This is a genomic window from Streptomyces sp. NPDC059787 (assembly GCF_042732315.1).
Classification (GTDB): Bacteria; Actinomycetota; Actinomycetes; order Streptomycetales; family Streptomycetaceae; genus Streptomyces; species Streptomyces atrovirens.
Genome location: NZ_JBHWHX010000018.1, coordinates 114,564 through 136,895, shown reverse-complemented (window position 1 = coordinate 136,895; position 22,332 = coordinate 114,564). Strand labels below are relative to the sequence as shown.

Below are 22,332 nucleotides of genomic sequence, written 5' to 3'. Positions count from 1 at the left end.
GTCCCGGCGGGGCACTCGCTCGCTCACCCCTGGTGACGAACGCGCCAGGACGCGATCCGGGGGACACCGCCGCCTGGTCAGGGGGTGATGGGCAGCCGGCGCTTGTGGTCGGTGAGGCGGTAGCGGCGGACGATCGTTTCGAAGGCCTGCTCGTCCACCGGCTTGCCCTCCAGGAAGTCGTCGATGACGTCGTAAGTCACTCCGAGCGCGTCCTCGTCGGCCTTGCCCGCGTCGAGGCTCTCCAGATCGGCCGTCGGAATCTTCCACACCAGCGCGGCGGGTGCGCCCAGCGCGTCCGCGACGGCGCGCACCCGGCGCTTGGTCAGGCCGGCCAGCGGGACCAGGTCGGCGGCGCCGTCGCCGAACTTGGTGAAGAACCCGGAGACCGCCTCGGCGGCCTGGTCCGTGCCGACGACCAGGCCGCCGTACGCGCCGGCCACCGCGTACTGGGCGATCATGCGCTGGCGCGCCTTGATGTTGCCGTGCACGAAGTCCTGGTGGTGGGCGTCGCGGAAGCTCACCCCGGCGGCCAGCGTGGCCTCGAGCGCGGCGTCGCCGGCGGGCTTGATGTCCACGGTCAGCACGTGGTCGGCCCGGATGAAGGAGAGCGCGAGCTGGGCGTCGTGCTCGTCGGCCTGGACCCCGTAGGGCAGGCGCATCGCGTAGAACCGTGCTTCGTGTCCGCCGGCCCGCGCCCGTTCGACGGCGAGCTGGCACAGTCGGCCCGCGGCGGTGGAGTCGATGCCACCGCTGATACCGAGCACGAGGGCACGCAGACCGGTGGAAGTCAGCCGCTCGGCGAGAAAGGCCACCCGACGCTCGATCTCGCGCTCGGCCTCGAAGACCTCGGCGACCCCCAGTTCCCGGGCGATCTCCTTCTGCAGGGCGATGGACGCCGGCTCACTCACGTCTGCTCCTCGTTCCGGCTCACGATGTGCTGTCGCCTCCCCTGCTACCCCGGAGCTCTCCGGGGAATCCCGACGGGAGGGACTGTCCACCGGCGCCCCGGTCGGCGAACCTGCCCGCCACGACGTCTCTATCGGGCGGTTCGAGCAGGTCGTCACCACCGATGTCGTCTCCACCGACGCGATCGTGGCGTGCGAGCCGTGGACGGGCCGCCCTCGTCCTGTCGCCTGGTTCATCGGCTACTGGCGTTGAGAGTGCCACGGCGTGCCACGGTGCGGGAAGGTCTGCGGACACCGAGGTGAGGGCTCCCGAGGGGAGCCCCGCGTTCGCAGCCGGGGCCGGACCGACCGCGGATCGGTCGAGCGCCGGCGGGTCGCCGCAGGATCGGCGGGCGCTGGATGCCGCGAAGAGCCCGGCGACCTGGCGAGCGAGATGCGCGGGGTGGAACGCTTCATCGGCGGAACGTCCTTTCGTGGGGCGTGGTGCCGCGGAGCAGCACCGTTCATGAGGGGCGCCCCGTGCGGCCGTCTCGTGTGCCGCACGACCGCGTCGGCACCCCGCCACCGCGGCGATGGTGGCGGGGTGCCGCGTCTGCCTCGCCGGGCAGGGGCACGGCCGTGACGCCCGGAGGCGTCCGGCCCCGGTGACAGAGAGGTCAGCGGGTGACGTCGAACGTGGCCGCGCGGGGCACGAACGTCGTGTCGCCGTCCTCCGCCGTCACCAGCACCGACACGTACCAGGCGCCTTCCGCCAGGTCGGCCGCGTCCTGCCGCGTCACCTTCAGCGTGTAGGCGCAGCGGGACGTCCCGTCCGAGGTGTCGCGGCACTCGGCCTTGTCCACGTACCGCATCTCCGCCTCGGTCGGGTCGAGCTCGGAGCTCGCCGGCCACGCGACGACCCTGACCTCGCGGACACCGGAGTCGTCGCTGACGTCCGCGGTGAACGAGAGCTTCCCCTCGCTCTTCCGGGACGGGGCGACGTAACCGGCGGAGCCGTTCTCCACGGTCGGCTCCGTGTCGGTGGAGGCCATGGCGTAGCCGCCGGCGGCGAGGGCACCGAGGGTGACGAGGCCGATGACGGACGGGACGAGAACGCGCTTGGACATGAGGGATCCCCCTGCTTGCGAGTGGAGTTTCGACGGGCGGGAAAGCTCAGGAACCGCCGGTCGGTCGGCCGCTTTCCCGATGTGATCGAGACTATGGCCGGGAGCACCGCCCGATCCTCCCGCCGCGGGACGATTGCAGCGTCGAACCGCGGGTGCAGCCTCTGCACCCCAGGTAAGAGAACGGGGTCCGCCTCGAGCCCGAGGACAACCGCTCACCTGCGGCCATAACCTTGATCTCTTATGAAGAGAACCGATGACCGGCTCCTGCCACTGGTGCTGCTCGGCGCCCAGGCCGCGGTGTGGCCGGGGGCGGACGTGATCCGTGGGAGCGTTCCGGCGGGGGCCGATCTTCTCGTGGCGGCCCTCGTCGCCGGGCTGGTGACGGCCGCGCTTTCGCTGCGCCGTTCCAAGCCGGTGATCGCCCTTGTCCTGGTCGCCGCCGCCTGTGCGCTGGGAGCCGGTCCCCTGCCCACCGGCGCCATGGCGGTGCTGGGGACAGCGGGTGTGGCCCTGGCCCTGTTCACCGTGGCCGGCGAACGCGACACCTTCACCGCTCTGTTGTGCGTGATGACGCTCGCCCTCTGGCAGTCCCTGTACAGCATCACCCTGCACGGCCTCAGCGACCGCGACGGACTCGACCTCGTCCTGACGGCCGTGCTGTACGCCGCCGCGTCCGCCGCCGGAATGCTGGCACGGCGCAGCCGGCTGGCGCGGCAGGCCGCCGAGCAGCGGCTGAAGCGGGCCGAGATCGAGCGTCACCGGCTCCCGGCGGTCGAACGGCAGCGGATGGAACGGGAGTTGCACGACGTCAGCGCCCACCATCTGACGGCCGTGGTCGTCACGGCGGGTGCGGCGCTCGGACTGCGCGACCGTCGCCCCGAACTGGCCGACGAAGCCCTTCGGTTCGCCGCCGGGACGGGCCGTGAGGTCACCCGGGCGCTCGGCGCGGTGCGGGCACCGGCCCTCTCACGGGAACAGCAACCGTCGCCCAGGGAAAGGATGCTGGGTCTGGTCGCCGGATTCTCCCGGCTCGGCCGGCACGTGGAGTGCGAGATCGACGCGCTGCCGGACGGTGCCGTCGCGGACGCGGCGTACGGCATCGTGCGCGAGGCGCTGACCAATGCGGCGCGGCACGCACCCGGTGCGCGCACCACCGTGACGTGCCGGTACGGCGACGCCCGTACGGAGGTCGTCGTCACGAGCGCCGCACCGCCGGCCGGTTCGCCGGCGCACGGCGCCGGCCTCGGCTCGGGGCGCGGCCAGGGCTTTATGCGGTCGCGGGCCCGGGAGGCCGGCGGCACCCTGGCCAGCGGCCCGACGGCGGAGGGCGGCTGGGAGGTGAGCGCGGTCCTGCCCGGCCGGGTCGCCGCCGCCTCGGTGAAGCGGTCGGTGCCGTGGCAGTACCGCCTGGCGCAGGTGACGGCCGCGACCGGTCTCGTCCTGCAACCGCTGTTCCCCTCCCTGCTGATACGGGCGGAATCCGCGTCGACCGGTCCGGGGGTGTCGGTAGGTGTGCTCTTCGCACTGCTGGCCGCGGGGCAGGCGCTCGCACTGCTGTGGCGGCGCCGGGCGCCCGGCGCCACCCTGGGCGTCGTACTCGCTCTGGCTCTGCTCTGGCCGGTGGCGATGGCGGTGGGTGGGTACAGCGGGTGGGTGCTCCTGCCTCCGCTGCTGAGCACGGCCGCCACCTGCGCGGTGGTCGTCTCCGTCGCGGCCCGCACGGCCGCCGCCGGTCCGTCCGTCGCCGACGGCCGCCCGCGCCCGCCCGCGTGGACCGGCCCGGCCGTGGCCGTGGTGGTGCACGCGGCGGCCACGACCGCCGCGCTGGTGCACCGCGGCACGTCCTTCCCCGTCTGGGCCGCCGCCTCGGCGGCGACCGCCCAGACGGCCCTGGTGGTCGGCGCGGCGTGGTGGGCCGGGATCCTGCGCGGGCGTCACCGCCGGGCCGCCCGCAGTGCGCAGGCGGAACATCTCGCGGCCTGGACCGAGGAGGCGGTACGGGACGCCTGGGCCGAGCGCCGCCGGATCGCCACCGGACTGGAGACCACCGTGCTGGCGCGGACCGCCGACATGGTCGCGCAGGCCGAGGCGGGCCGGCTCGACGAGGTCGCCGAACGCGCCCGCGAGGCCCTCGCCGCGATGCGCGCCCTGCTCGACACGGTCCGGGACGCCGAGGCCATGCCCGCGCTGCGGCCGCAGCCCACCCTGCAGGCCCTCGACCTCCTCGGCCATCAGATCCGGGCCACCGGCCGCGACGTCGGGATACGGCTGACCGACCGGATACCGAGACGGCTGCCCACCGCCGTGGACCTGGCTGCCTACCATGCCTGCGAAACGGTGCTCGCGGCCGGCGGCGAGGAGCCGATGGCGGTGGAACTCGACGCGGACGACGCCGCGTTGACGATCACGGCGATCGGCGTTCCGGACACCGTACGTTCCGCCCTGTGCCGGCAGTTGTCGGCGCAGGTCGCGATGGCCGGCGGGACGGTCACCGCCGGCCCGTCGGGTCCGGTACGCGTCCTGCTGCCGCTGACCGCGGCACCGGCCGCACCGCAGGACGACGAGGAGGGACAACGATGAGCCTCAGGGTGCTGGTCGTCGACGACCAGGGCATCGTACGGGCGGGGTTCGCCGCCGTGATCGACGCCGAGGAGGACATGACGGTCGTCGGCGAGGCCGCCGACGGCGCCGAGGCGGTACGGCTCGCCGGGGAACTGGCACCCGACGTGGTCCTCATGGACGTCCGCATGCCCGAACTGGACGGCATCGCCGCCACCCGGATCATCACCGGACGTCCCGACGCACCCCGTGTCCTGGTGCTGACCACCTTCGACCTCGACGCGTACGTGTTCGACGCGCTGCGCGCCGGCGCCTCCGGTTTCCTCCTCAAGGACGTACACCCCGGTGAACTGCTGAACGGCATCCGGGTGGTGGCCTCCGGCGAGAGCGTCCTCGCCCCGTCCGCCACCCGCCGGCTCATCGGCCACTACGCCTCCAGGCCGAGCACCGCGATTCCGGGCGGCGGCACTCCCCGTGAGCTGAACAGCCTGACCGGCCGCGAGCGCGACGTCCTCGGCCTGATCGCCGCGGGACTCACCAACACGGAGATCGCCCAACATCTCGGCATCACCGTCGGCACGGTGAAGTCCCATGTCAACGCGCTGCTCCGCAAGCTCGGACTACGCGACCGGGTCCAGGCGACGATCCTCGCCTACGACCTCGGCCTCGCCCACCCCAACCCGCCCCACTCCCCCGCCTGACAGCCCAGCGGCCATCACCCTCCAGGAGCCCACCACCATGCCCCGCCCAGGTCTGTCCGTCCTGCGCGGCGTGCGCCGAACCTTCCTCGGCACCGCCGCCCGCATCTACCTGACGGGCTGTGCACTGCTGCTCGGATGGGCGATCGTGACCGCCTCCGACGAGACCATGGCGGCCGTCGTCCCCCTGTTCGCCACCGCCCCGAGCAGCATCGTACTGCTGTTCCTCCTGCCCGAAGCCGACACGACGTTCCTGCTCTCCATCCTCCTCGGAGCACTGGTCAACGCCATGGTCATCGGCTGGTGCGCCCGCGTACTGCGCCGCGGGAACAACCCGGACCCGGCATCCTGACGGCGGACGCCACCGCGGGCCGCGGCGCCGGTGCGCCGCGGCCCGCGCCCGCGTCGTGGTTCAGGGGGCCGCCGGGCTCATGCCGTGTGGATCTCCAGGGCGGCACGCACGGCGGACTCCACGGCTCCCTCGATCCACGCCGGCTTGACGGACGTGTGGTCCCCGGCGAAGTGCAACGGCCCTTCGCGTACGGGGATGGCGGGCAGCAGCTCCGTGTGCTGCCCGGGCAGGAGCACGGACGCCTCCCCGTAGGCGTAGGGGTCGCGCAGCCAGCTCTGCGTGCGGCCCGCGCCGGTGTAGAAGACCTCGATGCGCCGGCCGTAGACCTGCTGGAGGCCGCACAGGGCGTGCGGGTACCGTGCCTCGTCGTCCAGGGAGTCCCAGCGCAGCGCGTCGTCCGCCCAGCTGTAGGACGCCAGGACCACGCCCCCCGCGCTGCCCGGAACCGGGTGGGAGGGGTGGAACATGAACCGGTTGGCGTTGTCCGACACCGATCCGCCTCCCACGACGTCGGCCGCCTCCGGCTGGTCGCGCATCAGCGCGCGGTTGGCGGCGTAGTGGGTGCGCTGACCCGCTGAGATGTGCCCGTCGGGCACCGAGGGGTGGGCGCCGAGCAGGCTGCCGTCCGCGGTGGCGCGGCCGGTGCGGTAGGCGTCGTACAGGCCCGGCTCGACGGCGTTCAGCTCGCGCTTCCAGTCGGCCTCGCCGAACTCCCACCAGCGGCGGCTGAACTCCAGCAGCACCTTGGTCGCGCTGTCGTAGTGCAGCTCGCACACGGCGCGGCGCTTGCCGTACGACATGGGCGGCTCGATCTGCACGTGGCGCAGTCCGGAGAACGGCACCGTCACCACGGCGGCGTCCGCGGTGAACTGCTCGCGCACGACGGGCCCGTCACGGCCCTCGGACACGGTGTCCACCCACACGTGCGGTCCCTTGCCCCGGACGTGCTCGGTGTCCGACGAGGCGCGGTCGGGGTGGTGGTACTCGATGCGCGTGACACGGCGGTCGAACCGCACCTCCTTGCGCACGCGTTCCAGCAGGGCGTCCGGCAGTACGGCCGTGCCGCCCTCCAGCTCGTAGAAGGGCGTGTCGGGGCTGATGAGGGAGGAGCCGATGAAGCTGTGGATGAAGGACAGCGGGAGGCGGGAGGTGAGGTTCTCCAGGGTGCCGATCAGGTCGATGGTCCGCTCGTCGAGGCCGGCGTGCTCGGTCAGGAAGCGGAACATCGACCAGTCGCCGAACCGCTGCACCACGCGGGCCCAGCCCTTCAACTGCTCGGGGAGCGGTTTGCCGACCCGTTTGCCGTCGCGGTCGACGTGACTGAACTCGTCGCGCACCGGGTCCAGTACGGAGCGCAGGATGGCGGCGGCGGGGGTGTCCCAGTGGGCCCGGGGGACGCCGAAGGACCGGTTCACGCGCCGGGGCGCGCGGGCGTAGTCGGCACGCCGTACGCGGATGCCGTTGACGTGGATCCAGGTGCGGTGGGCGGGGCGTCCCTCGGTGTCGACGTCGACGTAGTGGAAGCGCCGCTTCTTCAGGTCGAACCGGTCGATCAGCTCCATCACCAGGGGATGGCTGCCGGGGATGCGCATCGCGCCCGCCTCGGCGTACTGCCGGGGGTCGGCGAAGGGCTGTCCGGCGTGTTCGTGACCGCCGTTGCGGAAGGTCTTGATGCGTCCGCCCGCGCGGTTGCCGTTGGCCTCCAGCACCGTCACCCGGTGGCCGGCCCTCTTCAGCAGCCAGGCGGCCACCAGTCCGGCCGGACCGGCGCCGATGATCAGGACGTCCCTGGGGCGGGTCCGCCGGCGTGCCGGCAGTCCCTCCTGGAGGACGCGCCGGTAACGCGGGACGAGGGGGTGGTCGTCGGAGTCCAGGACGAGCAGTGCGCGGGCGACGGCGAGGCACCGGTCGAAGTCGGGGCCGCGGCTCCCGCCCGGGGCGGCCGGTGCGGGCAGGGCCGCGGCGGCACCGCCGGTCAGGGCCGTCGCCAGTGTGGCCGTGCCGGCCGCCGCCGTGAAGCTCCTCCGGGAGAAGCCGCCGTCCGAGCGCACCACCGCGTGATCTTCAGTCATGGCGGTCTTTGTACTGGCGGCTGTGACCGGACGCCCCTCTTTCGTCCCGGAGTTGACCCGAAGGAGCGAAGCGGCGGCGAACCCTGACGTCACGGCGGGCCGGCCGGTGCGGACGGCCCGGGGAACCCGAAGGAATGAATGCCGGGCGACCCCGCGATGCCGTCGCGATCTTTCCCGCACACTGCCAGGTGCGTATCCACATCCGTGCTCTCCGGCGGGCTCGCGCGGCGCGTCGCGTACGCGGCGTCGTCCCGGGCCCGCAGGAGTGCGGGGCGACCAAGGGGGGAAGGGTGGCGCAGCCGCGCGCTCGGTTCGGCGACAGGGCCCGTTACTGGTTCGACAGCACGCTGACCCGCGGTGCCTCCGCCCTCGTCGGCTGGATGGCGCTGTTGTGTCTGGCCGTCGTCGTCCCGGCCAGTGCGGTGCTGGTGTGGACCGACCCCGACGCGCCGGCGTCCCTGACGGACCGGTTCGCGCAGGTGTGGCGCCTGACCGGGGAGACACTGCGGCTGGGCGGTTCGACGGGTACGCCGCTGCGGGTGACGTTGTCGCTGCTGCTCGCACTGGTCGCCCTGCTGTACGTCTCGACCCTGGTCGGTCTGATCACGACGGCGCTGACGGAGCGGCTCACCGCGTTGCGCCGGGGCCGTTCCACGGTGCTCGAACAGGGGCACGCCGTGGTCCTGGGGTGGTCGGAGCAGGTCTTCACGGTGGTGGGCGAGCTGGTGGCCGCCAACGCCAACCAGCGGCGGGCGGCGGTGGCCGTGCTGGCCGACCGGGACAAGACCGCCATGGAGGAGGCCCTGGGCACGAAGGTGGGGCCCGGCGGCCGTACGCGGCTGATCTGCCGCAGCGGTCCCACCACCGACCCGGCCGTGATCGGCCTGACCAGCCCGGAGACGGCCGGTGTCGTGCTGGTGATGCCGCACGACGAGCCGGACGCCGACGCCGAGGTGGTCAAGACACTGCTGGCGCTCAGGGCGGCCCTGCCCGGGGAGGCCGCCCTTCCGCCCGTCGTCGCCGCCGTCCGGGACGACCGCTACCGCCTGGCCGCCCGTCTCGCCGCCGGGCCGGGCGGCGTCGTCCTGGAGAGCGACACCGTCACCGCCCGGCTGGTCGTCCAGGCCGCGCGCCGCCCCGGGCTCTCCCTGGTCCACCGGGAACTCCTCGACTTCGCCGGCGACGAGTTCTACCTGATCGCCGAACCGGCCCTGGCCGGGCGGCCGTTCGGCGACGCGCTGCTGTCCTACCCGACGTCGAGCGTCGTCGGGATGGTGCGCTCGGGCACTCCCCTGCTCAACCCGCCGGAGCAGACGCTCCTGGCCCCGGACGACCTGCTCGTCGTCATCTCCCGTGACGACGACACGGCCTGGCTCGGCGACTGCGCGGAGCTGGTCGAGAAGGGGGCGATGGCGTCCGGGCCGCCGGCACCCGCGCGAGCGGAGCGGGTTCTCCTGCTGGGCTGGAACCGCCGGGCGCCGCTCATGATCGACCAGTTGCGCCGCCGTGCCAGGCCCGGATCCGCCGTCGACGTGGTGGCGGACGGTGACGAGGCGACGGTCCGGCAGGTGGACGAGGCCGACGCGCACGGCGGCACCGGCCTGGCCCTGACACTGCACCACGGGGACGTCACCCGCCCCGAGACCCTGCGACGTCTGGACGTCCACTCCTACGACAGCGTGATCGTGCTCGGCCGGGACCCCGCTCCCGGACAGCCGCCGGACGAACCGGACAACCGCACGCTCGTCACCCTCCTGCTGCTGCGCCAACTGGAGGAGGCCACCGGGCGCGAACTGCCGGTCGTCACCGAGCTGATCGACGACCGCAACCGGGCGCTGGCCCCCATCAGTCCCGGAGCCGACGTGATCATCAGTGGCAAGCTCATCGGCCTGCTCATGGCGCAGATCTCCCAGAACCGTCACCTGGCGGCGGTGTTCGAGGAACTGTTCTCCGCCGACGGCACCGGGGTCCGTCTGCGGCCTGCCACCGACTACGTACTGCCCGGGTGTGAGACGTCCTTCGCCACGGTCGTCGCCGCGGCACGTCATCGCGGCGAGTGCGCCATCGGTTACCGGAGCCACGACGGCTCGTCGACGGGTCCCGGACACGAGGTGCGGGTCAACCCGCCCAAAGCCGAGCGGCGCCGGTGGACGGCCGCGGACGAGGTGGTCGTCATCGGCAAGGACTGACGGACGGTTCCGCTCGGCTGCTTCAGGGCGGGGACAGGCCTGCGGGCCAGGAGCACCGGGCCGCCGGAGGGCGCGTGCAGGCCCTCCCCGTGAGCGGCGTCACCGGCTCCCCGCGAGCCGGTGACGCCGTGGCCGTGTGCGCCCCGGAACGCGTCCACCCCTCACTCGCCGGGGACCGGTGGCATGCGCGCCCCGACCCGCGCGGCCATGTCGCGCAGCCAGATGTGGGCGGCGTCGTGGGTGTGCACCGGGTGCCACCAAAGGGCTTCCCGCAGGGGCACGGCCTCGTACGGCGGTGCCATCAGCCGCACCGCGGCGACCGGTGTCAGCAGTCTGGCCAGGCGCGCCTGGATGAGGGCGATGCGCCGGGTGCCGGCGATCATCAGGGGCAGCAGCTGGAAGCCGTCGACGGAGACCTCCACGCGCGGCTCGATGCCGAGCATGCCGAGCTGGCGCACCGCGGGGGCGTCGTACGTGCGCTGGTACGTCACCCACGGCAGCCGGGCCAGGTCCCGCCGGGTGAGCCGGTCGTCGACGTCCGGGTGGTCGGCGGCGACGAGGAGGACCCAGTGGTCGTCGTAGAGGTGGGTGGCGGGGAAGCCGCTGATGATGCCGTGCGGCATCAGGAGGCCGTCGGTGGCGCTGAGCAGGGTGGCGGTGTCGTCGACCACGGTCGGGGGCGTCTGGGTGAAGCGCAGCCGGATGCCGGGGGCCTCCTCGTGGACGACGCGGGCGAGTTCGGCGCCGAAGACGGCCACGGCGTAGTCGGAGGCCACGAGTTTGAACTCGCGGTTCTCCTTCGCCGGGTCGAAGTCGGCCTGGCTGGAGAAGAGGCGTTCCAGCACGTCGTAGGCGGTGGAGGTGCGGTCGAGGAGGACCTGGCCGAGGGCGGTGAGCTCGTAGTGGCCGCCGACGCGGTCGAGGAGGGCGTCGTCGAAGTGGCGGCGCAGGCGGGCCAGGGCGGCGCTCATGGCGGGCTGGCTGAGGCCGATGCGCTGTCCGGCCCGGGTGACGTTGCGCTCCTCCAGGAGGGCGCGCAGGGCGACGACGAGGTTGAGGTCGAGGCGGGCCAGGTTCACGGTCTTCCCCTTGCGGTGCGGCGACGAAACCAGGAGCAATAAACACCATGGATGACGGTTATCCACAGAATCGATTTCCCTGATCGCGGGTGGCGGGTCCAGATTAGTGGCACCGCAATCAGGAGGACATGTCCGTGAAACCTGCACCCTCGTCCGCGCTGTTCGCAGGACCCTTCGCCCTCGGCACCCTGTCGGCCCCGGACCGGCCGGCCTTCCCTGCCCTCGTCACGCCTGACGCCCAGGTACTCGACCTGCGCGTGGCCTTCGACGACGACCGGCTGACCACCCGGAGCCTCCTGGAGAGCTGGGAGCCGGCGCTGCCGCGGCTGCGGACGCTGGCCGCCGACGGCGGGCCGGAGCGCAGGCCGCTGGCGGACTTCCGGGTGCACGCGCCGGTCGAGCCGCGTCAGGTGCTGCAGTCGGGGGCGAACTACCGGCAGCACGTCATCGACCTCCATGTCGCGCACCGGGCTCCGGGTGACGACCGCCCGGAGGAGGAGCGGCGGGCCGAGGCGGCGGAGATCATGGACCGGCGGGCGGCCGAGGACCTCCCGTACGTGTTCATCGGCCTGCCGAGCGCGATCACCGGCCCCTACGACGACGTCGTCCTCCCCGCATGGGCCGAGCAGCCGGACTGGGAGCTGGAGCTGGCGGTCGTGATCGGCCGGCCCGCCCACCGGGTCTCCGTGGAGGAGGCGCTGGACCACGTGGCGGGGTACACGATCGCCAACGACCTCACCGACCGCGCCACCGTCTTCCGCCGGGACATGCCGCAGATCGGCACCGACTGGCTGCGCAGCAAGAACGCGCCCGGCTTCACCCCGCTCGGCCCGTGGATCGTGCCCGCCGAGTCGATCGCGGACCCCGGCGACCTGCGGGTCACGCTGAAGCTGAACGGCGAGACCATGCAGGACGAGTCCACCAGGGACATGATCTTCGGCGTGGCGCGCATGGTGGCGTACGCCTCGCAGACGGCGCGGCTGCTCCCCGGGGATCTGGTGCTGACCGGGAGTCCGGCCGGCAACGGCATGCACTGGGGGCGGCTGCTGCGCGACGGCGATGTCATGGAGGGTACGGTCACCGGTCTCGGGGTCCAGCGCACCCGTTGTGTCGCGGAGGGCGCCGCGTGAACCGCCACGACCCCGAGGGCGCGATCGCCGAGGCCGCCGAGGCGTACTCCAACTGGGGACGCTGGGGCGAGGACGACCGGCTCGGCACCCTCAACTTCCTGGACGAGGGCAAGCGCCGCGAGGGCGCGGCGCTGGTGCGGCGGGGCGTCAGTTTCTCGCTCTCCCAGCGGTTCGACATGAACGGCCCGCAGAAGGGCTGGCGGCGGCGTACCAACCCGGTGCACACCATGCTGGACACCGGCACCGACGCCGCCCTCGGCAACCAGGGCTTCCCGCACGGCATCGGCGGCGCCGACGACGTGATCGCGATGCCGTTGCAGTGCTCCACCCAGTGGGACGGCCTCGGGCACATCTTCGACCACGGCAAGGCGTGGAACGGGCGTCCGGCCGAGAAGGTCGTCACCTCCGACGGCGATCTGGTCACCGGCATCGAGCACATGGCCCCGCACGTCGCCGGACGCGGTGTGCTGCTCGACGTGGGCCGCGTGATCGGGGAGGACGGAGAGCTGCCCGACGGCTTCCCGATCGCCGAGGAGCATCTGACGGCGACCGCCGAGGCCCACGGTGTGACCGTCAGCCGGGGCGACATCGTGCTGGTGCGCACCGGGCAGCTCGCCCGGGTCCGCCGCGACGGCTGGGGCGACTACGCGGGCGGGCCCGCGCCCGGGCTCTCCTTCACCACGGCCGGCTGGCTGCACGGCACCGAGATCGCCGCGATCGCCACCGACACCTGGGGCTTCGAGGTGCGGCCCAACGAGTTCGAGCACGCCTTCCAGCCGCTGCACCAGGTCGTCATCCCCAACACCGGTCTGCTCATCGGCGAGATGTGGGACCTGGAGTCGCTGGCCGAGGACTGCGCGGCCGACGGCCGGTACGACTTCTGGCTGACCGCCGCACCGCTGCCCATCACCGGCGCCGTCGGCTCCCCCGTCAACCCGATCGCCGTCAAGTAACCCGAGGAACAAGGGAGTTCCCTCATGAGCAATGCCCGTACGGTCCTGGTGATCGGCGGTGGCGCGGCCGGCAACGCCGTGACGATCCTGCTGCGCCGGTCCGGCCTGACGGTGGACCTCGTCGAGGCGAAGGACGACTGGAACGCCACCGCCGGCTCCGGCATCACCCTCCAGGGCAACGCCCTGCGGGTCCTGCGCGAACTGGGCGTGTGGAAGCAGGCCGAGGCGTCCGGCTTCGGTTTCGGCTCCGTCGGCATCACCGCCCCCGACGGGACCGTCCTGCACGTCCAGGACGACCTGCGCACCGGCGGCGACGACCTGCCCGCCACCGTCGGCATGCAGCGCCCGCAGCTCCAGCGGATCCTCATCGACGCCGTCCGCGACAGCGGCGCCCGCGTGCGGCTGGGCACCCGGGCCGAGTCCCTGGACCAGGACGCCGACGGCGTGACCGTGCGCTTCACCGACGGCACCGAGGGCCGGTACGACCTGGTGATCGCGGCCGACGGCCTCGGCTCCGCCACCCGCGCCGCCATCGGCGTCCCGGACCGGCCCGAGCCGACCGGCATGGCCATCTGGCGCATCGCCGCGCCCCGCCCGGCCGGCGTGACCCGCACCGACCTCGCCTACGGCGGCCCCGCCTACATCGCCGGCTACTGCCCCACCAGCGACACGACGATCTACGCGTACGTCGTCGAGGCCAACCGCGACCGGGCGACCGTACCGGCGGAGTCGTACGCCGACGAGATGCGCCGCCTGGCCTCCGCGTACGGCGGTTCCTGGCCGGAGATCACCGAGCACATCACCGATCCCGCGCAGGTCAACTACACCTGGTTCGACCGGATGCTGGTCGAGGGGTCCTGGCACCGCGGCCGCGTCGTGCTGATCGGTGACGCCGCCCACTGCTGCCCGCCCACCCTCGCCCAGGGCGCCGCGCTGTCCCTGGAGGACGCCTGGGTGCTGGCGCAGATGCTGACGGGCGCCGACACCTGGGACGACGCGCTGCTCCAGGCGTTCTACGAGCGGCGGATCAGCCGTGTCCGGCCGGTCGTCGAGGCGTCCGTGCAGATCGGGCAGTGGCAGCTGGACGGCGTTCGCGACGCCGATGTCCCGGGTCTGATGGCCCGCACCATGACGATGCTCCGGGAGCTGCCGTGACGACGCCGACCGTGGACGTGCACGCGCACGTCCTGCTGCCCGAGATCGAGGCGCTCGTGGCGGGCCTGCCCGGCCACGCCGAGGCCAAGGCCCTGGACGCCCGCCGCAACGGCCCCGCCGCCCTCGCCGTCAACGGCCCCATGGTGGGGCGACGCGTCCCGAAGCTGACCGACGTCGCCGTGCGCCTGGCGTCGATGGACGCGCAGGGCGTGGACGTGCAGCTGGTCAGCCCCTCCCCGTCGCACTACCACTACTGGGCGGACGAGGAGACGGCGGAGAAGGTGTACCGGCTCGCGAACGAGGCGACGGCCGCGCACTGCGCCGCCGCCCCCGACCGGCTGCGCGGGCTCGGACTGGTGCCGCTCCAGCACCCGCACCTCGCGGTCGCGGCCCTGGACCACGCGCTGGACCAGGGGCTGCTGGGGGTGGAGATCTCCAGCCACGCCCCGGGCCGTGAGCTGTCCGACCCCGCCTACGAGCCGTTGTGGACGCGGGCGGAGGAGACCGGGGCGATCCTGTTCCTGCACCCGTTCGGCTGCACGCTCGACGAGCGCCTGGACCGGTGGTACCTGTCCAACACCGTCGGCCAGCCCACCGAGAACGCCGTCGCGCTGTCCCATCTGATCTTCTCGGGCGTCCTGGACCGGCATCCGGGGCTGAAGCTGGTCGCCGCGCACGGCGGCGGCTACCTGCCCACCCACATCGGCCGCTCCGACCACGCCTGGTCGGCCCGTTCCGACGCGGGCGCGGGCTGCGCCCACCTGCCCAGCAGCTATCTGAAGCGCCTGTACTTCGACTCCCTGGTCCACGACCCGCACGTGCTGCGGGAGTTGGTACGGGCCGCCGGGGCCGACCGCGTCCTGCTCGGCTCCGACTTCCCCTTCGACATGGGCAGCGAGGACCCGGTCGGCGCCCTGCGCGCGGCCCGGCTGTCCGACGCCGACGTCGAGGCCGTACGGGGCGGCAACGCGGCCGCCCTCCTCCGGAAGGACTGACACCATGCGCCTGCTCACCCACCTGCGGCACGTCGACCTCGCCGTGCCGGACTACGACAAACAGCTGGACTTCTACGCCGGCGTCTGGGGCCTGACCAAGGTCGCCGAGGACTCCGGCGTCTCCTTCCTGGCCGCCGAGGGCTCCCCCGAGCAGTACGTCGTCCGGCTGCGCAAGGCCGACGAGAAGCGCCTCGACCTCGTCTCCTACGGCGCCGCGTCCGCCGCCGACGTCGACACGCTCGCCGAGCGACTGCTGGCCGGCGGAGTGCGGTTGATCTCGCAGCCGGGCAGGGTCGACACCCCCGGCGGCGGCTACGGCTTCCGGTTCTTCGACGTCGACGGGCGCACCATCGAGGTCTCGGCCGACGTGGAGGTGCGGCAGCACCGCAAGATCGAGGAGAAGGAGTCGATCCCGGTCAAGCTGTCGCACGTCGTCCTCAACTCCCCCGACCTGAACCGGACCCGCGAGTGGTACGAGCGCCACCTCGGCTTCGCCCTCTCGGACACCCTCAGCTCGCCCCACATGGGCGAGGTCATGCACTTCATGCGGATCAGCAACCAGCACCACTCGATGGCGCTGGCCAAGGGCCCGCACACCTCGCTGCACCACATCTCGTTCGAGATGCGCGGCATCGACGAGTACATGCGCGGCTCCGGCCGCGTCATCCGCGCCGGGTTCCAGAAGATCTGGGGCCCCGGCCGGCACATGGCCGGGGACAACACCTTCACGTACTTCCTCGACCCGCACGGCAACACCGTCGAGTACACCACCGAGCTGGAGCTCCTCGACGAGGACACCTGGCACCCCCACGTCTACGACTTCTCCCAGCCCGAGGTCACCGACCAGTGGGGCACCGCGAACCCGATGAACGAGCTCGTCGCCAAGGAGTCGTTCAACGACCCCGACCGCGGCGTGTTCGTCGCCCCGCCGGTCTGATCCTCCCCGCCGACCCCGGGGGTGCGGCAGTTCCTGTCATGCCCTGACTGCCCGCCGCGCCCCCGGTCCGGAAGCCTTCCGTCACCCCTCCCTCCCCTCCCAGGAGCCGCACCATGCGTTTCGCCGCCTACGAGCACCGGCAGCGCCGCCGCGTGGCCGTCGTCGAGGAGGACGGCACGCTCCTCCCGCTGCCCGGCGTGCAGTCCCTCACCGCACTGCTCGCGGAGACCGACGGGCTGCCCGGACTGCTCGCCGCCGGCGCGGCGGCCCTCGACGTGCCCGCCGGCCCGCACATCTCCCAGGTACGGCTGCTGCCGCCCCTGCAGCCCGCCTCGGTCAGGGACTTCGTCACCTTCGAGGAACACGTCGAAGGCGTACGCCGCTCCGTCGACGGCGCCTCCGGAGTGCCCGACCAGTGGTACGCGGCGCCGACCTTCTACTTCACCAACCCGCACGCCGTCCACGGCCACCTCGACGACATCCCGATGCCGCCCGGCTCGTCGGTGCTCGACTTCGAGCTCGAGGTGGGCGTCGTCATCGGCCGCGAGGGCCGCGACCTGACGCCCGCGACGGCCCGGGACCACATCGTCGGCTACACCGTCTTCAACGACTGGTCCGCCCGTGACCTGCAGTCCGCCGAGATGAAGGTCGGCCTCGGCCCCTGCAAGGGCAAGGACACCGCCACCACCCTCGGCCCGTACCTCGTCACGGCCGACGAACTGGAGCCCCACCGGGACGCCGACGGCTTCCTGCGCCTGGCGCTGACCGCCGAGATCAACGGCGAGGTGGTCGGTGAGGACCTGCTGTCCAACATGAGCTGGACCTTCGAGGAGATGGTCGCCTACGCCTCGCGCGGCACCCGTGTCGTGCCGGGTGACGTGCTGGGCTCCGGCACCTGCGGCAACGGCGGTTGCCTGGCCGAGCTGTGGGGCCTGCGCGGCGAGCAGTCCCCGCCGCCGCTGAAGCCCGGTGACACCGTCGGCCTCACCGTCGAGGGCATCGGCACGCTCACCAACACCGTCGTCCCCGGCGCCGCCCCGGTGCCGCTGCCGGCCGGCCGGCGCCGCTCGCGGGAGCGGCCGTGACCGCCCCGCGCCCCAAGCGGCTGCTGGGCAAGGTCGTGGTGGTCACCGGCGCGGCCCGCGGCCAGGGCGCCGCCGAGGCGGAGGCGCTCACCCGGGAGGGCGCCCGGGTCATCGCCACCGACGTCGAACCCGCAGGCGGCTGCCGCCGGCTCGACGTCACCGACGAGCGGGACTGGGCCGATCTCGCGGCCGACCTGCGCGATGCGCACGGGGAGGTGCACGGCCTGGTGAACAACGCGGGCGTCACCTGGCGCGCCCGCCTCGGCGACGTGCGCCCCGAGGACATGGCGCGCGTCCACGCGGTCAACGTCACCGGCCCCCTGCTGGGCATCCAGCACCTCGTGCCCCTCATGCCCGCCGGCGCCTCCGTCGTGAACGTGGGCTCCTCGGCGGCCCTCACCGCCCACTACCCGGTCGCCTACACGACCAGCAAGTGGGCGCTGCGCGGCCTGTCCAGGACCGCGGCCCTGGAGCTCGGCCCGCGCGGCATCCGCGTCAACACCGTCCACCCCGGCTACATCGAGACCGACATGACCGCTTCCGCCGCCCCGGCCTTCCGCGAGGCCAACGTCCGCGAGACCCCGCTGGGCCGCACCGGCACCGTCGACGAGGTCACCGGCCTGGTCGTCTTCCTGCTGTCCGACGAGGCGTCCTTCGTCACCGGCGCCGAGATCCCCGTGGACGGCGGACTCACCGCGCACGGCGGCGTCAAGTCCGTCTCCGACGCCCTGCGCGCGGAGGTGACCGGATGAAGCGGCTCGACGGCAAGGTCGCGCTCGTCTCCGGCACCGCGCGCGGTCAGGGCCGGGCCGCCGCGCTGCGGTTCGCGGCCGAGGGCGCGCTCGTGGTGGGCGGCGACCTGCTGCACGAGGAAGCCGTCGAGACCCAGCGGCTGATCGCCCGTCAGGGCGGCACCGCCCTGACTCCCGGCCCCCTCGACGTCACCGACGAGGAGTCCGTGCGCTCCTGGGTGGCGGAGGCCGTCGACGCCTTCGGTGGCGTCGACATCGTGTACGCCAACGCCGGTGCCGTGCGTTTCGGGCCGGTCGGCAGCCAGCCGTACGAGGACTTCGCCTTCACGGTGCGCGCCGAGCTGGACTCGGTGTGGCTGACCGTGCGGGCGGCCTGGCCGCACCTGATCGCCGGTGGCGGCTGCGTCCTCACGGTCGGCTCCACCGCGGGGCCGACCGGTTCGCTCACCGACCGGCGCACGGCGCACTCGGCGTCGAAGGGCGGCGTGATCGCCCTGACCCGCCAACTGGCCGCCGAGGGAGCGCCGTACGGTGTCCGCGCCAACTGCGTCAGCCCCGGGCTGATCGACACCGAAGGCTCCCGTGCCGACCTCCTCGCGGAGGACCGTCCGATGCGCTCCATCGCCCGGCACATCCCCCTCGGCCGCACCGGCACACCCGACGACGTGGTGAACGCGGCCGTCTTCCTCGCCTCGGACGAGGCGTCGTACGTCACGGGCGCCAACCTGGTCGTGGACGGCGGCTGGTCGGCCGTCCTGCCGGGCACCACCCCCTGAAAGGAACCCAGTTGTGAACAAGGTCCGCGGCAGCGCCGCAGAGGCCGTCGCCGACATCCCGTCCGGTGCCTCACTGGCCGTCGGCGGCTTCGGCCTCAGCGGCGTGCCCGAGATACTGATCCGCGCCCTGTACGCGCAGGGCGCGTCCGGTCTGGAGGTCGTCTCCAACAACTGCGGCGTGGACGGCCGCGGCCTGGGCGTCCTGCTCGCCGCCGGCCGTATCGCCCGGGTCACCGGCTCCTACGTGGGCGAGAACAAGGAGTTCGCCCGGCAGTACCTCAGCGGGGAACTGGAGGTGGAACTGACTCCGCAGGGCACGCTGGCCGAACGGCTGCGGGCCGGCGGCGCGGGCATCCCCGCCTTCTACACGCCGGCCGGTGTCGGCACCCAGGTGGCGAAGGGCGGACTGCCCTGGCGGTACGCCCCCGGGGGAGGGACGGTCGCCGTCGCCTCCCCGCCCAAGGAGACCCGTGACTTCGCCGGCCGCCCGCACGTCCTGGAGCACGGCATCACCACCGACTACGCCCTCGTACGGGCCTGGCGCGGTGACCACCACGGCAACCTGGTCTTCCGCCGCGCCGCCGCCAACTTCAACCCGCTCGCCGCCATGGCGGGCCGCGTCACCGTCGCCGAGGTCGAGGAACTCGTCGAACCGGGCGAACTGGCCCCCGACACGGTCCACCTGCCCGGCATCTACGTGCAGCGGGTCGTGGCGCTGAGCGCCGACGAGGCCGCCGACAAGCACATCGAACGCCTGACGATTTCCGCGTCTTCGACACGAGGGACCGTACGCCCATGAGCTGGACCCGCGACCAGATGGCCGCCCGTGCCGCCGCCGAGCTCGCCGACGGCTCCTACGTCAACCTCGGCATCGGCCTGCCCACTCTCATCCCCGGTCACCTCCCGCCCGGCGTGCACGTCGTCCTGCACTCGGAGAACGGCATCCTCGGCACCGGCCCCTACCCCACCGAGGCGGAGGTCGACCCCGACCTGATCAACGCGGGCAAGGAGACCGTCACCGTGCTGCCCGGCGCGAGCTTCTTCGACTCCGCGCTCTCCTTCGGCATGATCCGCGGCGGCCACATCGACACCGCCGTGCTCGGCGCCATGCAGGTCTCCGCCAACGGCGACCTCGCCAACTGGATGATCCCCGGCAAGATGGTCAAGGGCATGGGCGGCGCCATGGACCTGGTGCACGGCGCCCGCCGCGTCATCGTCCTGATGGAACACACCGCCAAGGACGGCACCCCGAAGATCCTCGAGGACTGCACCCTCCCCCTCACCGGCGAACGGTGCGTCCACCGGATCATCACCGACCTCGGCGTCCTCGACGTCACCGCCGACGGCCTCACCCTCGTCGAGACCGCCCCGGGCACCACCGTCGAGGACATCACCGCCCGCACCGCCGCACCCCTGCGCCCGGACGGCGCCACGGCGTACTCGGCGGGAGGGGACGGCCCGCGTGCGGACCGGCCGGCCGCGCATTAGCGTGGGGAGAGTCGGCGGCAACCAGCAGCGCGCACCCGGGGAAGGTGACGCCCATGCCGGACACAGAAGCAGCCACGCCGAGGGCCCTTCCGGAGCAAGCCCTGGCACACGAGCTCCGCTCCTCGCTGCACGGTGAGGTGATCGACCGTGACCATCCCGGCTACGACGGGGCCAGAGCCGTATGGAACGGGCTGATAGACCGGCACCCCGCACTCGTCGCCCGGTGCTCGGGCACGGCGGACGTGGTCGAGGCGGTACGCGCGGCGCGGAAGTTCCGGCCCGTCGTCAGCGTCCGCGGAGGCGGGCACCAGGTGGCGGGCAGCGCGGTCTGCGACGACGGGCTGGTGATCGACCTCTCGCACATGAAGGGCGTACACGTCGACCCCGCCACGCGCACGGCTCGGGCCCAGGCCGGAGTGACCTGGGGCGAGTTCGACCGCGAGACCCAGCTGCACCGTCTGGCCGCGCCGGGCGGGGAGATCTCGGCGACCGGGATCGCCGGCCTCACCCTCGGCGGCGGCTTCGGCTTCGTGATGCGGACGTTCGGTCTGAGCTGTGACAGCCTCCGCTCCCTGACGGTCGTCACCGCGGACGGCACGGTACGCACCGCGAGCCGGGAGGAGGAGCCCGAGCTGTTCTGGGCGGCGCGCGGCGGCGGCCGGGGCATCGGTGTCGTCACCTCCTTCGAGTTCGACCTCCACCCGCTCGGTCCCGAGGTGGCCGCCGTGCTGGTCCTCCACCCGTACGAGCGTGCCGAGGAAGTGCTGCGGGCCTGGCGGGACGCCGCGGCCGTCGCGCCGGAGACGGTGACGCCGGAGCTGCTGCTGTGGAGCGTCCCCGCGGACCCCGCGGTTCCGGCCGAACTGCACCGGGCGAACTGCGTGATGGTCGGGGCCGTCCACGGGGGTCCGCCGGAGGACGGCGCCGCGGCGGCGCTGGCCCCGCAGCGCGAACTGGGCCCACCACTCGTCGACTTGAGCGGAACCGTGCCCTACGTCGCGTTGCAGAGCGCCAACACCTGGCGGTTCCCCGACGGGGAGCGGTACTTCATGAAGTCGCACTTCATGGACGACCTCGGCGACGAGGCCATCCGGACCCTGCTGGACTGGTACTCCAGGCGGCCGACCCCGGAGAGCCTGATCGTCGTCCGCACCCTGGGCGGCGCCGTGGCGCGCGTCGGTCCCGACGACAGCGCGTTCGCACACCGGTCCGCACGCTTCAACGTCAGCATCGACGCCGGCTGGCAGGACCCGGCGCTGGACGACACCGCGATCGACTGGGCACGCTCGGCGTGGGACGCGATGAAGCCCTTCTCCAGCGGCGGGACGTACGTCAACTTCGCGGGGCTCGGTGAGGACGCCGGGGAGCTGAGAGGCGCGGTGTTCGGCTCGCACGAGGAGCGGCTCGAGCACACCCGCGCCGTGTACGACCCGGAGGGCCTCTTCCGGTCGGCCGCGCACCGTCCGTGACCGTGACGCGGACCGGCCGCAGGGATGTGGCGGTGCCGTTCGGCTGCCTCCTCAGCCGGACGGCGGCGGACGGGTCTCACCGCCGAGGCTCTCGACCGTGCGGGTCGTGGAGTCGTAGCTGCGCGCGCCGGTGAAAGTCGCCTCCCGGGGTTCGCACAGCGCGGTGGGCAGAAGGTGGTCGGGCCACCGCGCCGTGGTGCGACGCGACCGGGCCAGCGTCATGTGCGGGATCCAACGGCCCGGAGCGTGCAGCGGGTTGAGGGGGCCGGCGGTGGGAGCGAGTACCTCCCACACCCGCCGGTGCAGTTCGAGGACCGGCGCGTCGGCGGCGACGCGCCAGGCGAGCACGCGGGTACGTCCGTCGAAGCGCAGCAGCCCGTCCAGCCGGAACGGCACGGGCAGCCCGCCGTCGAGGAGCGTGGCGAGTTCCGCCCTGACCGGGGGGCGGAGGTCCTCGCACGTCGCGAGGGTCATGTGGGGCCGATTGGTCGGGTGCCGGTGTTCCGCGAGGCTGGACAGTCCCGCGGCGGCCATCATGCGCCACATCTCCCGGACGTGCGTCTCGGTGACGGTGTCGGGCAGCAGTTCCACGGTGCGCACGGCGCCAGCCTACGCGGCGGTCCGCCGGCCGT

General features: G+C 73.1%; 20 protein-coding genes. 15 read left to right on the top strand and 5 right to left on the bottom strand.

The window, feature by feature from the left end:
• Window positions 1-77: 77 nt before the first annotated feature.
• Window positions 78-908: an ammonia-dependent NAD(+) synthetase gene (gene nadE / locus ACFV5H_RS19360; RefSeq protein ID WP_385196158.1), complete on the bottom strand. Its 831-nt coding sequence runs from the start codon at window positions 906-908 to the stop codon at window positions 78-80.
• A 653-nt stretch (window positions 909-1,561) separates the two neighbouring features.
• Window positions 1,562-2,011 carry a DUF5707 domain-containing protein gene (locus ACFV5H_RS19355; protein ID WP_385196155.1) on the bottom strand — a complete coding sequence of 150 codons (450 nt, stop codon included), beginning with the start codon at window positions 2,009-2,011 and terminating at the stop codon, window positions 1,562-1,564.
• A 240-nt stretch (window positions 2,012-2,251) separates the two neighbouring features.
• Here ACFV5H_RS19355 and ACFV5H_RS19350 point away from each other — a divergent pair, with 240 nt between their 5' ends.
• From ACFV5H_RS19350 to ACFV5H_RS19340, 3 genes are read left to right on the top strand one after another with little or no spacing between them, the layout of a single operon-like run.
• Window positions 2,252-4,591 carry a sensor histidine kinase gene (locus ACFV5H_RS19350; RefSeq protein ID WP_385196153.1) on the top strand — a complete coding sequence of 780 codons (2,340 nt, stop codon included), beginning with the start codon at window positions 2,252-2,254 and terminating at the stop codon, window positions 4,589-4,591.
• Entirely contained in the window at window positions 4,588-5,271 is a 684-nt protein-coding gene (locus tag ACFV5H_RS19345) for a response regulator (RefSeq protein WP_385196151.1), read from the top strand. The genes ACFV5H_RS19350 and ACFV5H_RS19345 overlap by 4 nt, the downstream gene beginning before the upstream one ends.
• A gap of 37 nt (window positions 5,272-5,308) precedes the next feature.
• Window positions 5,309-5,620: an SCO4225 family membrane protein gene (locus ACFV5H_RS19340; protein ID WP_385196148.1), complete on the top strand. Its 312-nt coding sequence runs from the start codon at window positions 5,309-5,311 to the stop codon at window positions 5,618-5,620.
• A gap of 77 nt (window positions 5,621-5,697) precedes the next feature.
• Here the strand turns inward: ACFV5H_RS19340 and ACFV5H_RS19335 are convergent, their stop codons facing one another.
• Window positions 5,698-7,692: a flavin monoamine oxidase family protein gene (locus ACFV5H_RS19335; protein WP_385196146.1), complete on the bottom strand. Its 1,995-nt coding sequence runs from the start codon at window positions 7,690-7,692 to the stop codon at window positions 5,698-5,700.
• Window positions 7,693-7,982: 290 nt separating this feature from the next.
• Here ACFV5H_RS19335 and ACFV5H_RS19330 point away from each other — a divergent pair, with 290 nt between their 5' ends.
• Window positions 7,983-9,881, top strand: coding sequence for an NAD-binding lipoprotein (locus ACFV5H_RS19330; RefSeq protein ID WP_385196144.1), 1,899 nt, complete (start codon window positions 7,983-7,985; stop codon window positions 9,879-9,881).
• A 161-nt stretch (window positions 9,882-10,042) separates the two neighbouring features.
• On the opposite strand, the gene ACFV5H_RS19325 is transcribed toward ACFV5H_RS19330, so the two are convergent.
• Window positions 10,043-10,960, bottom strand: a complete 918-nt coding sequence (locus ACFV5H_RS19325; protein ID WP_385196142.1) for a LysR family transcriptional regulator — start codon at window positions 10,958-10,960, stop codon at window positions 10,043-10,045.
• Between the two features lie 128 nt (window positions 10,961-11,088).
• Between ACFV5H_RS19325 and ACFV5H_RS19320 the strand changes: the two genes are divergently transcribed.
• The 11 genes from ACFV5H_RS19320 (at window position 11,089) to ACFV5H_RS19270 (ending at window position 21,700) form a co-directional block, all read left to right on the top strand.
• Window positions 11,089-12,090 (top strand): fumarylacetoacetate hydrolase family protein, encoded by a 1,002-nt coding sequence (locus ACFV5H_RS19320; RefSeq protein WP_385196140.1) that lies wholly within the window; start codon window positions 11,089-11,091, stop codon window positions 12,088-12,090.
• Complete coding sequence (locus ACFV5H_RS19315) at window positions 12,087-13,043, top strand: cyclase family protein (RefSeq protein WP_385196138.1); 957 nt, start codon at window positions 12,087-12,089, stop codon at window positions 13,041-13,043. The genes ACFV5H_RS19320 and ACFV5H_RS19315 overlap by 4 nt, the downstream gene beginning before the upstream one ends.
• A gap of 24 nt (window positions 13,044-13,067) precedes the next feature.
• Window positions 13,068-14,198 carry an FAD-dependent oxidoreductase gene (locus tag ACFV5H_RS19310; protein ID WP_385196135.1) on the top strand — a complete coding sequence of 377 codons (1,131 nt, stop codon included), beginning with the start codon at window positions 13,068-13,070 and terminating at the stop codon, window positions 14,196-14,198.
• Window positions 14,195-15,193 carry an amidohydrolase family protein gene (locus ACFV5H_RS19305; protein WP_385196133.1) on the top strand — a complete coding sequence of 333 codons (999 nt, stop codon included), beginning with the start codon at window positions 14,195-14,197 and terminating at the stop codon, window positions 15,191-15,193. The genes ACFV5H_RS19310 and ACFV5H_RS19305 overlap by 4 nt, the downstream gene beginning before the upstream one ends.
• Window positions 15,194-15,197: 4 nt before the next feature.
• Window positions 15,198-16,130, top strand: a complete 933-nt coding sequence (locus ACFV5H_RS19300) for a VOC family protein (protein WP_385196130.1) — start codon at window positions 15,198-15,200, stop codon at window positions 16,128-16,130.
• A 113-nt stretch (window positions 16,131-16,243) separates the two neighbouring features.
• Window positions 16,244-17,215 carry a fumarylacetoacetate hydrolase family protein gene (locus tag ACFV5H_RS19295; protein WP_385196128.1) on the top strand — a complete coding sequence of 324 codons (972 nt, stop codon included), beginning with the start codon at window positions 16,244-16,246 and terminating at the stop codon, window positions 17,213-17,215.
• Window positions 17,212-17,967, top strand: coding sequence for an SDR family NAD(P)-dependent oxidoreductase (locus ACFV5H_RS19290; RefSeq protein ID WP_385196126.1), 756 nt, complete (start codon window positions 17,212-17,214; stop codon window positions 17,965-17,967). The genes ACFV5H_RS19295 and ACFV5H_RS19290 overlap by 4 nt, the downstream gene beginning before the upstream one ends.
• Window positions 17,964-18,743 (top strand): SDR family NAD(P)-dependent oxidoreductase, encoded by a 780-nt coding sequence (locus ACFV5H_RS19285; protein ID WP_385196124.1) that lies wholly within the window; start codon window positions 17,964-17,966, stop codon window positions 18,741-18,743. Before ACFV5H_RS19290 ends, ACFV5H_RS19285 begins: the two co-directional genes overlap by 4 nt.
• Window positions 18,744-18,756: 13 nt before the next feature.
• On the top strand, window positions 18,757-19,542 hold the full coding sequence (locus ACFV5H_RS19280; protein ID WP_385196122.1) for a CoA transferase subunit A: 786 nt from the start codon (window positions 18,757-18,759) through the stop codon (window positions 19,540-19,542).
• Window positions 19,539-20,231, top strand: coding sequence for a CoA transferase subunit B (locus ACFV5H_RS19275; protein WP_385196120.1), 693 nt, complete (start codon window positions 19,539-19,541; stop codon window positions 20,229-20,231). Before ACFV5H_RS19280 ends, ACFV5H_RS19275 begins: the two co-directional genes overlap by 4 nt.
• A 53-nt stretch (window positions 20,232-20,284) precedes the next feature.
• A complete protein-coding gene (locus ACFV5H_RS19270; RefSeq protein WP_385196118.1) occupies window positions 20,285-21,700 on the top strand; it encodes an FAD-binding oxidoreductase in 1,416 nt (471 codons plus the stop codon).
• 51 nt (window positions 21,701-21,751) lie between these two features.
• On the opposite strand, the gene ACFV5H_RS19265 is transcribed toward ACFV5H_RS19270, so the two are convergent.
• Window positions 21,752-22,300 (bottom strand): 2'-5' RNA ligase family protein, encoded by a 549-nt coding sequence (locus tag ACFV5H_RS19265; RefSeq protein WP_385196116.1) that lies wholly within the window; start codon window positions 22,298-22,300, stop codon window positions 21,752-21,754.
• Window positions 22,301-22,332: the final 32 nt, after the last annotated feature.

What these genes read in the sequence shown, in the direction of transcription:
- ACFV5H_RS19355 (WP_385196155.1), bottom strand. Translation starts at nt 2,011, where the DNA reads ATGTCCAAGCGCGTTCTCGTCCCGTCCGTCATCGGCCTCGTCACCCTC.
- ACFV5H_RS19350 (WP_385196153.1), top strand. Translation starts at nt 2,252, where the DNA reads ATGAAGAGAACCGATGACCGGCTCCTGCCACTGGTGCTGCTCGGCGCC.
- ACFV5H_RS19345 (WP_385196151.1), top strand. Translation starts at nt 4,588, where the DNA reads ATGAGCCTCAGGGTGCTGGTCGTCGACGACCAGGGCATCGTACGGGCG.
- ACFV5H_RS19340 (WP_385196148.1), top strand. Translation starts at nt 5,309, where the DNA reads ATGCCCCGCCCAGGTCTGTCCGTCCTGCGCGGCGTGCGCCGAACCTTC.
- ACFV5H_RS19335 (WP_385196146.1), bottom strand. Translation starts at nt 7,692, where the DNA reads ATGACTGAAGATCACGCGGTGGTGCGCTCGGACGGCGGCTTCTCCCGG.
- ACFV5H_RS19320 (WP_385196140.1), top strand. Translation starts at nt 11,089, where the DNA reads ATGTCCGTGAAACCTGCACCCTCGTCCGCGCTGTTCGCAGGACCCTTC.
- ACFV5H_RS19310 (WP_385196135.1), top strand. Translation starts at nt 13,068, where the DNA reads ATGAGCAATGCCCGTACGGTCCTGGTGATCGGCGGTGGCGCGGCCGGC.
- ACFV5H_RS19300 (WP_385196130.1), top strand. Translation starts at nt 15,198, where the DNA reads ATGCGCCTGCTCACCCACCTGCGGCACGTCGACCTCGCCGTGCCGGAC.
- ACFV5H_RS19295 (WP_385196128.1), top strand. Translation starts at nt 16,244, where the DNA reads ATGCGTTTCGCCGCCTACGAGCACCGGCAGCGCCGCCGCGTGGCCGTC.
- ACFV5H_RS19285 (WP_385196124.1), top strand. Translation starts at nt 17,964, where the DNA reads ATGAAGCGGCTCGACGGCAAGGTCGCGCTCGTCTCCGGCACCGCGCGC.
- ACFV5H_RS19275 (WP_385196120.1), top strand. Translation starts at nt 19,539, where the DNA reads ATGAGCTGGACCCGCGACCAGATGGCCGCCCGTGCCGCCGCCGAGCTC.
- ACFV5H_RS19270 (WP_385196118.1), top strand. Translation starts at nt 20,285, where the DNA reads ATGCCGGACACAGAAGCAGCCACGCCGAGGGCCCTTCCGGAGCAAGCC.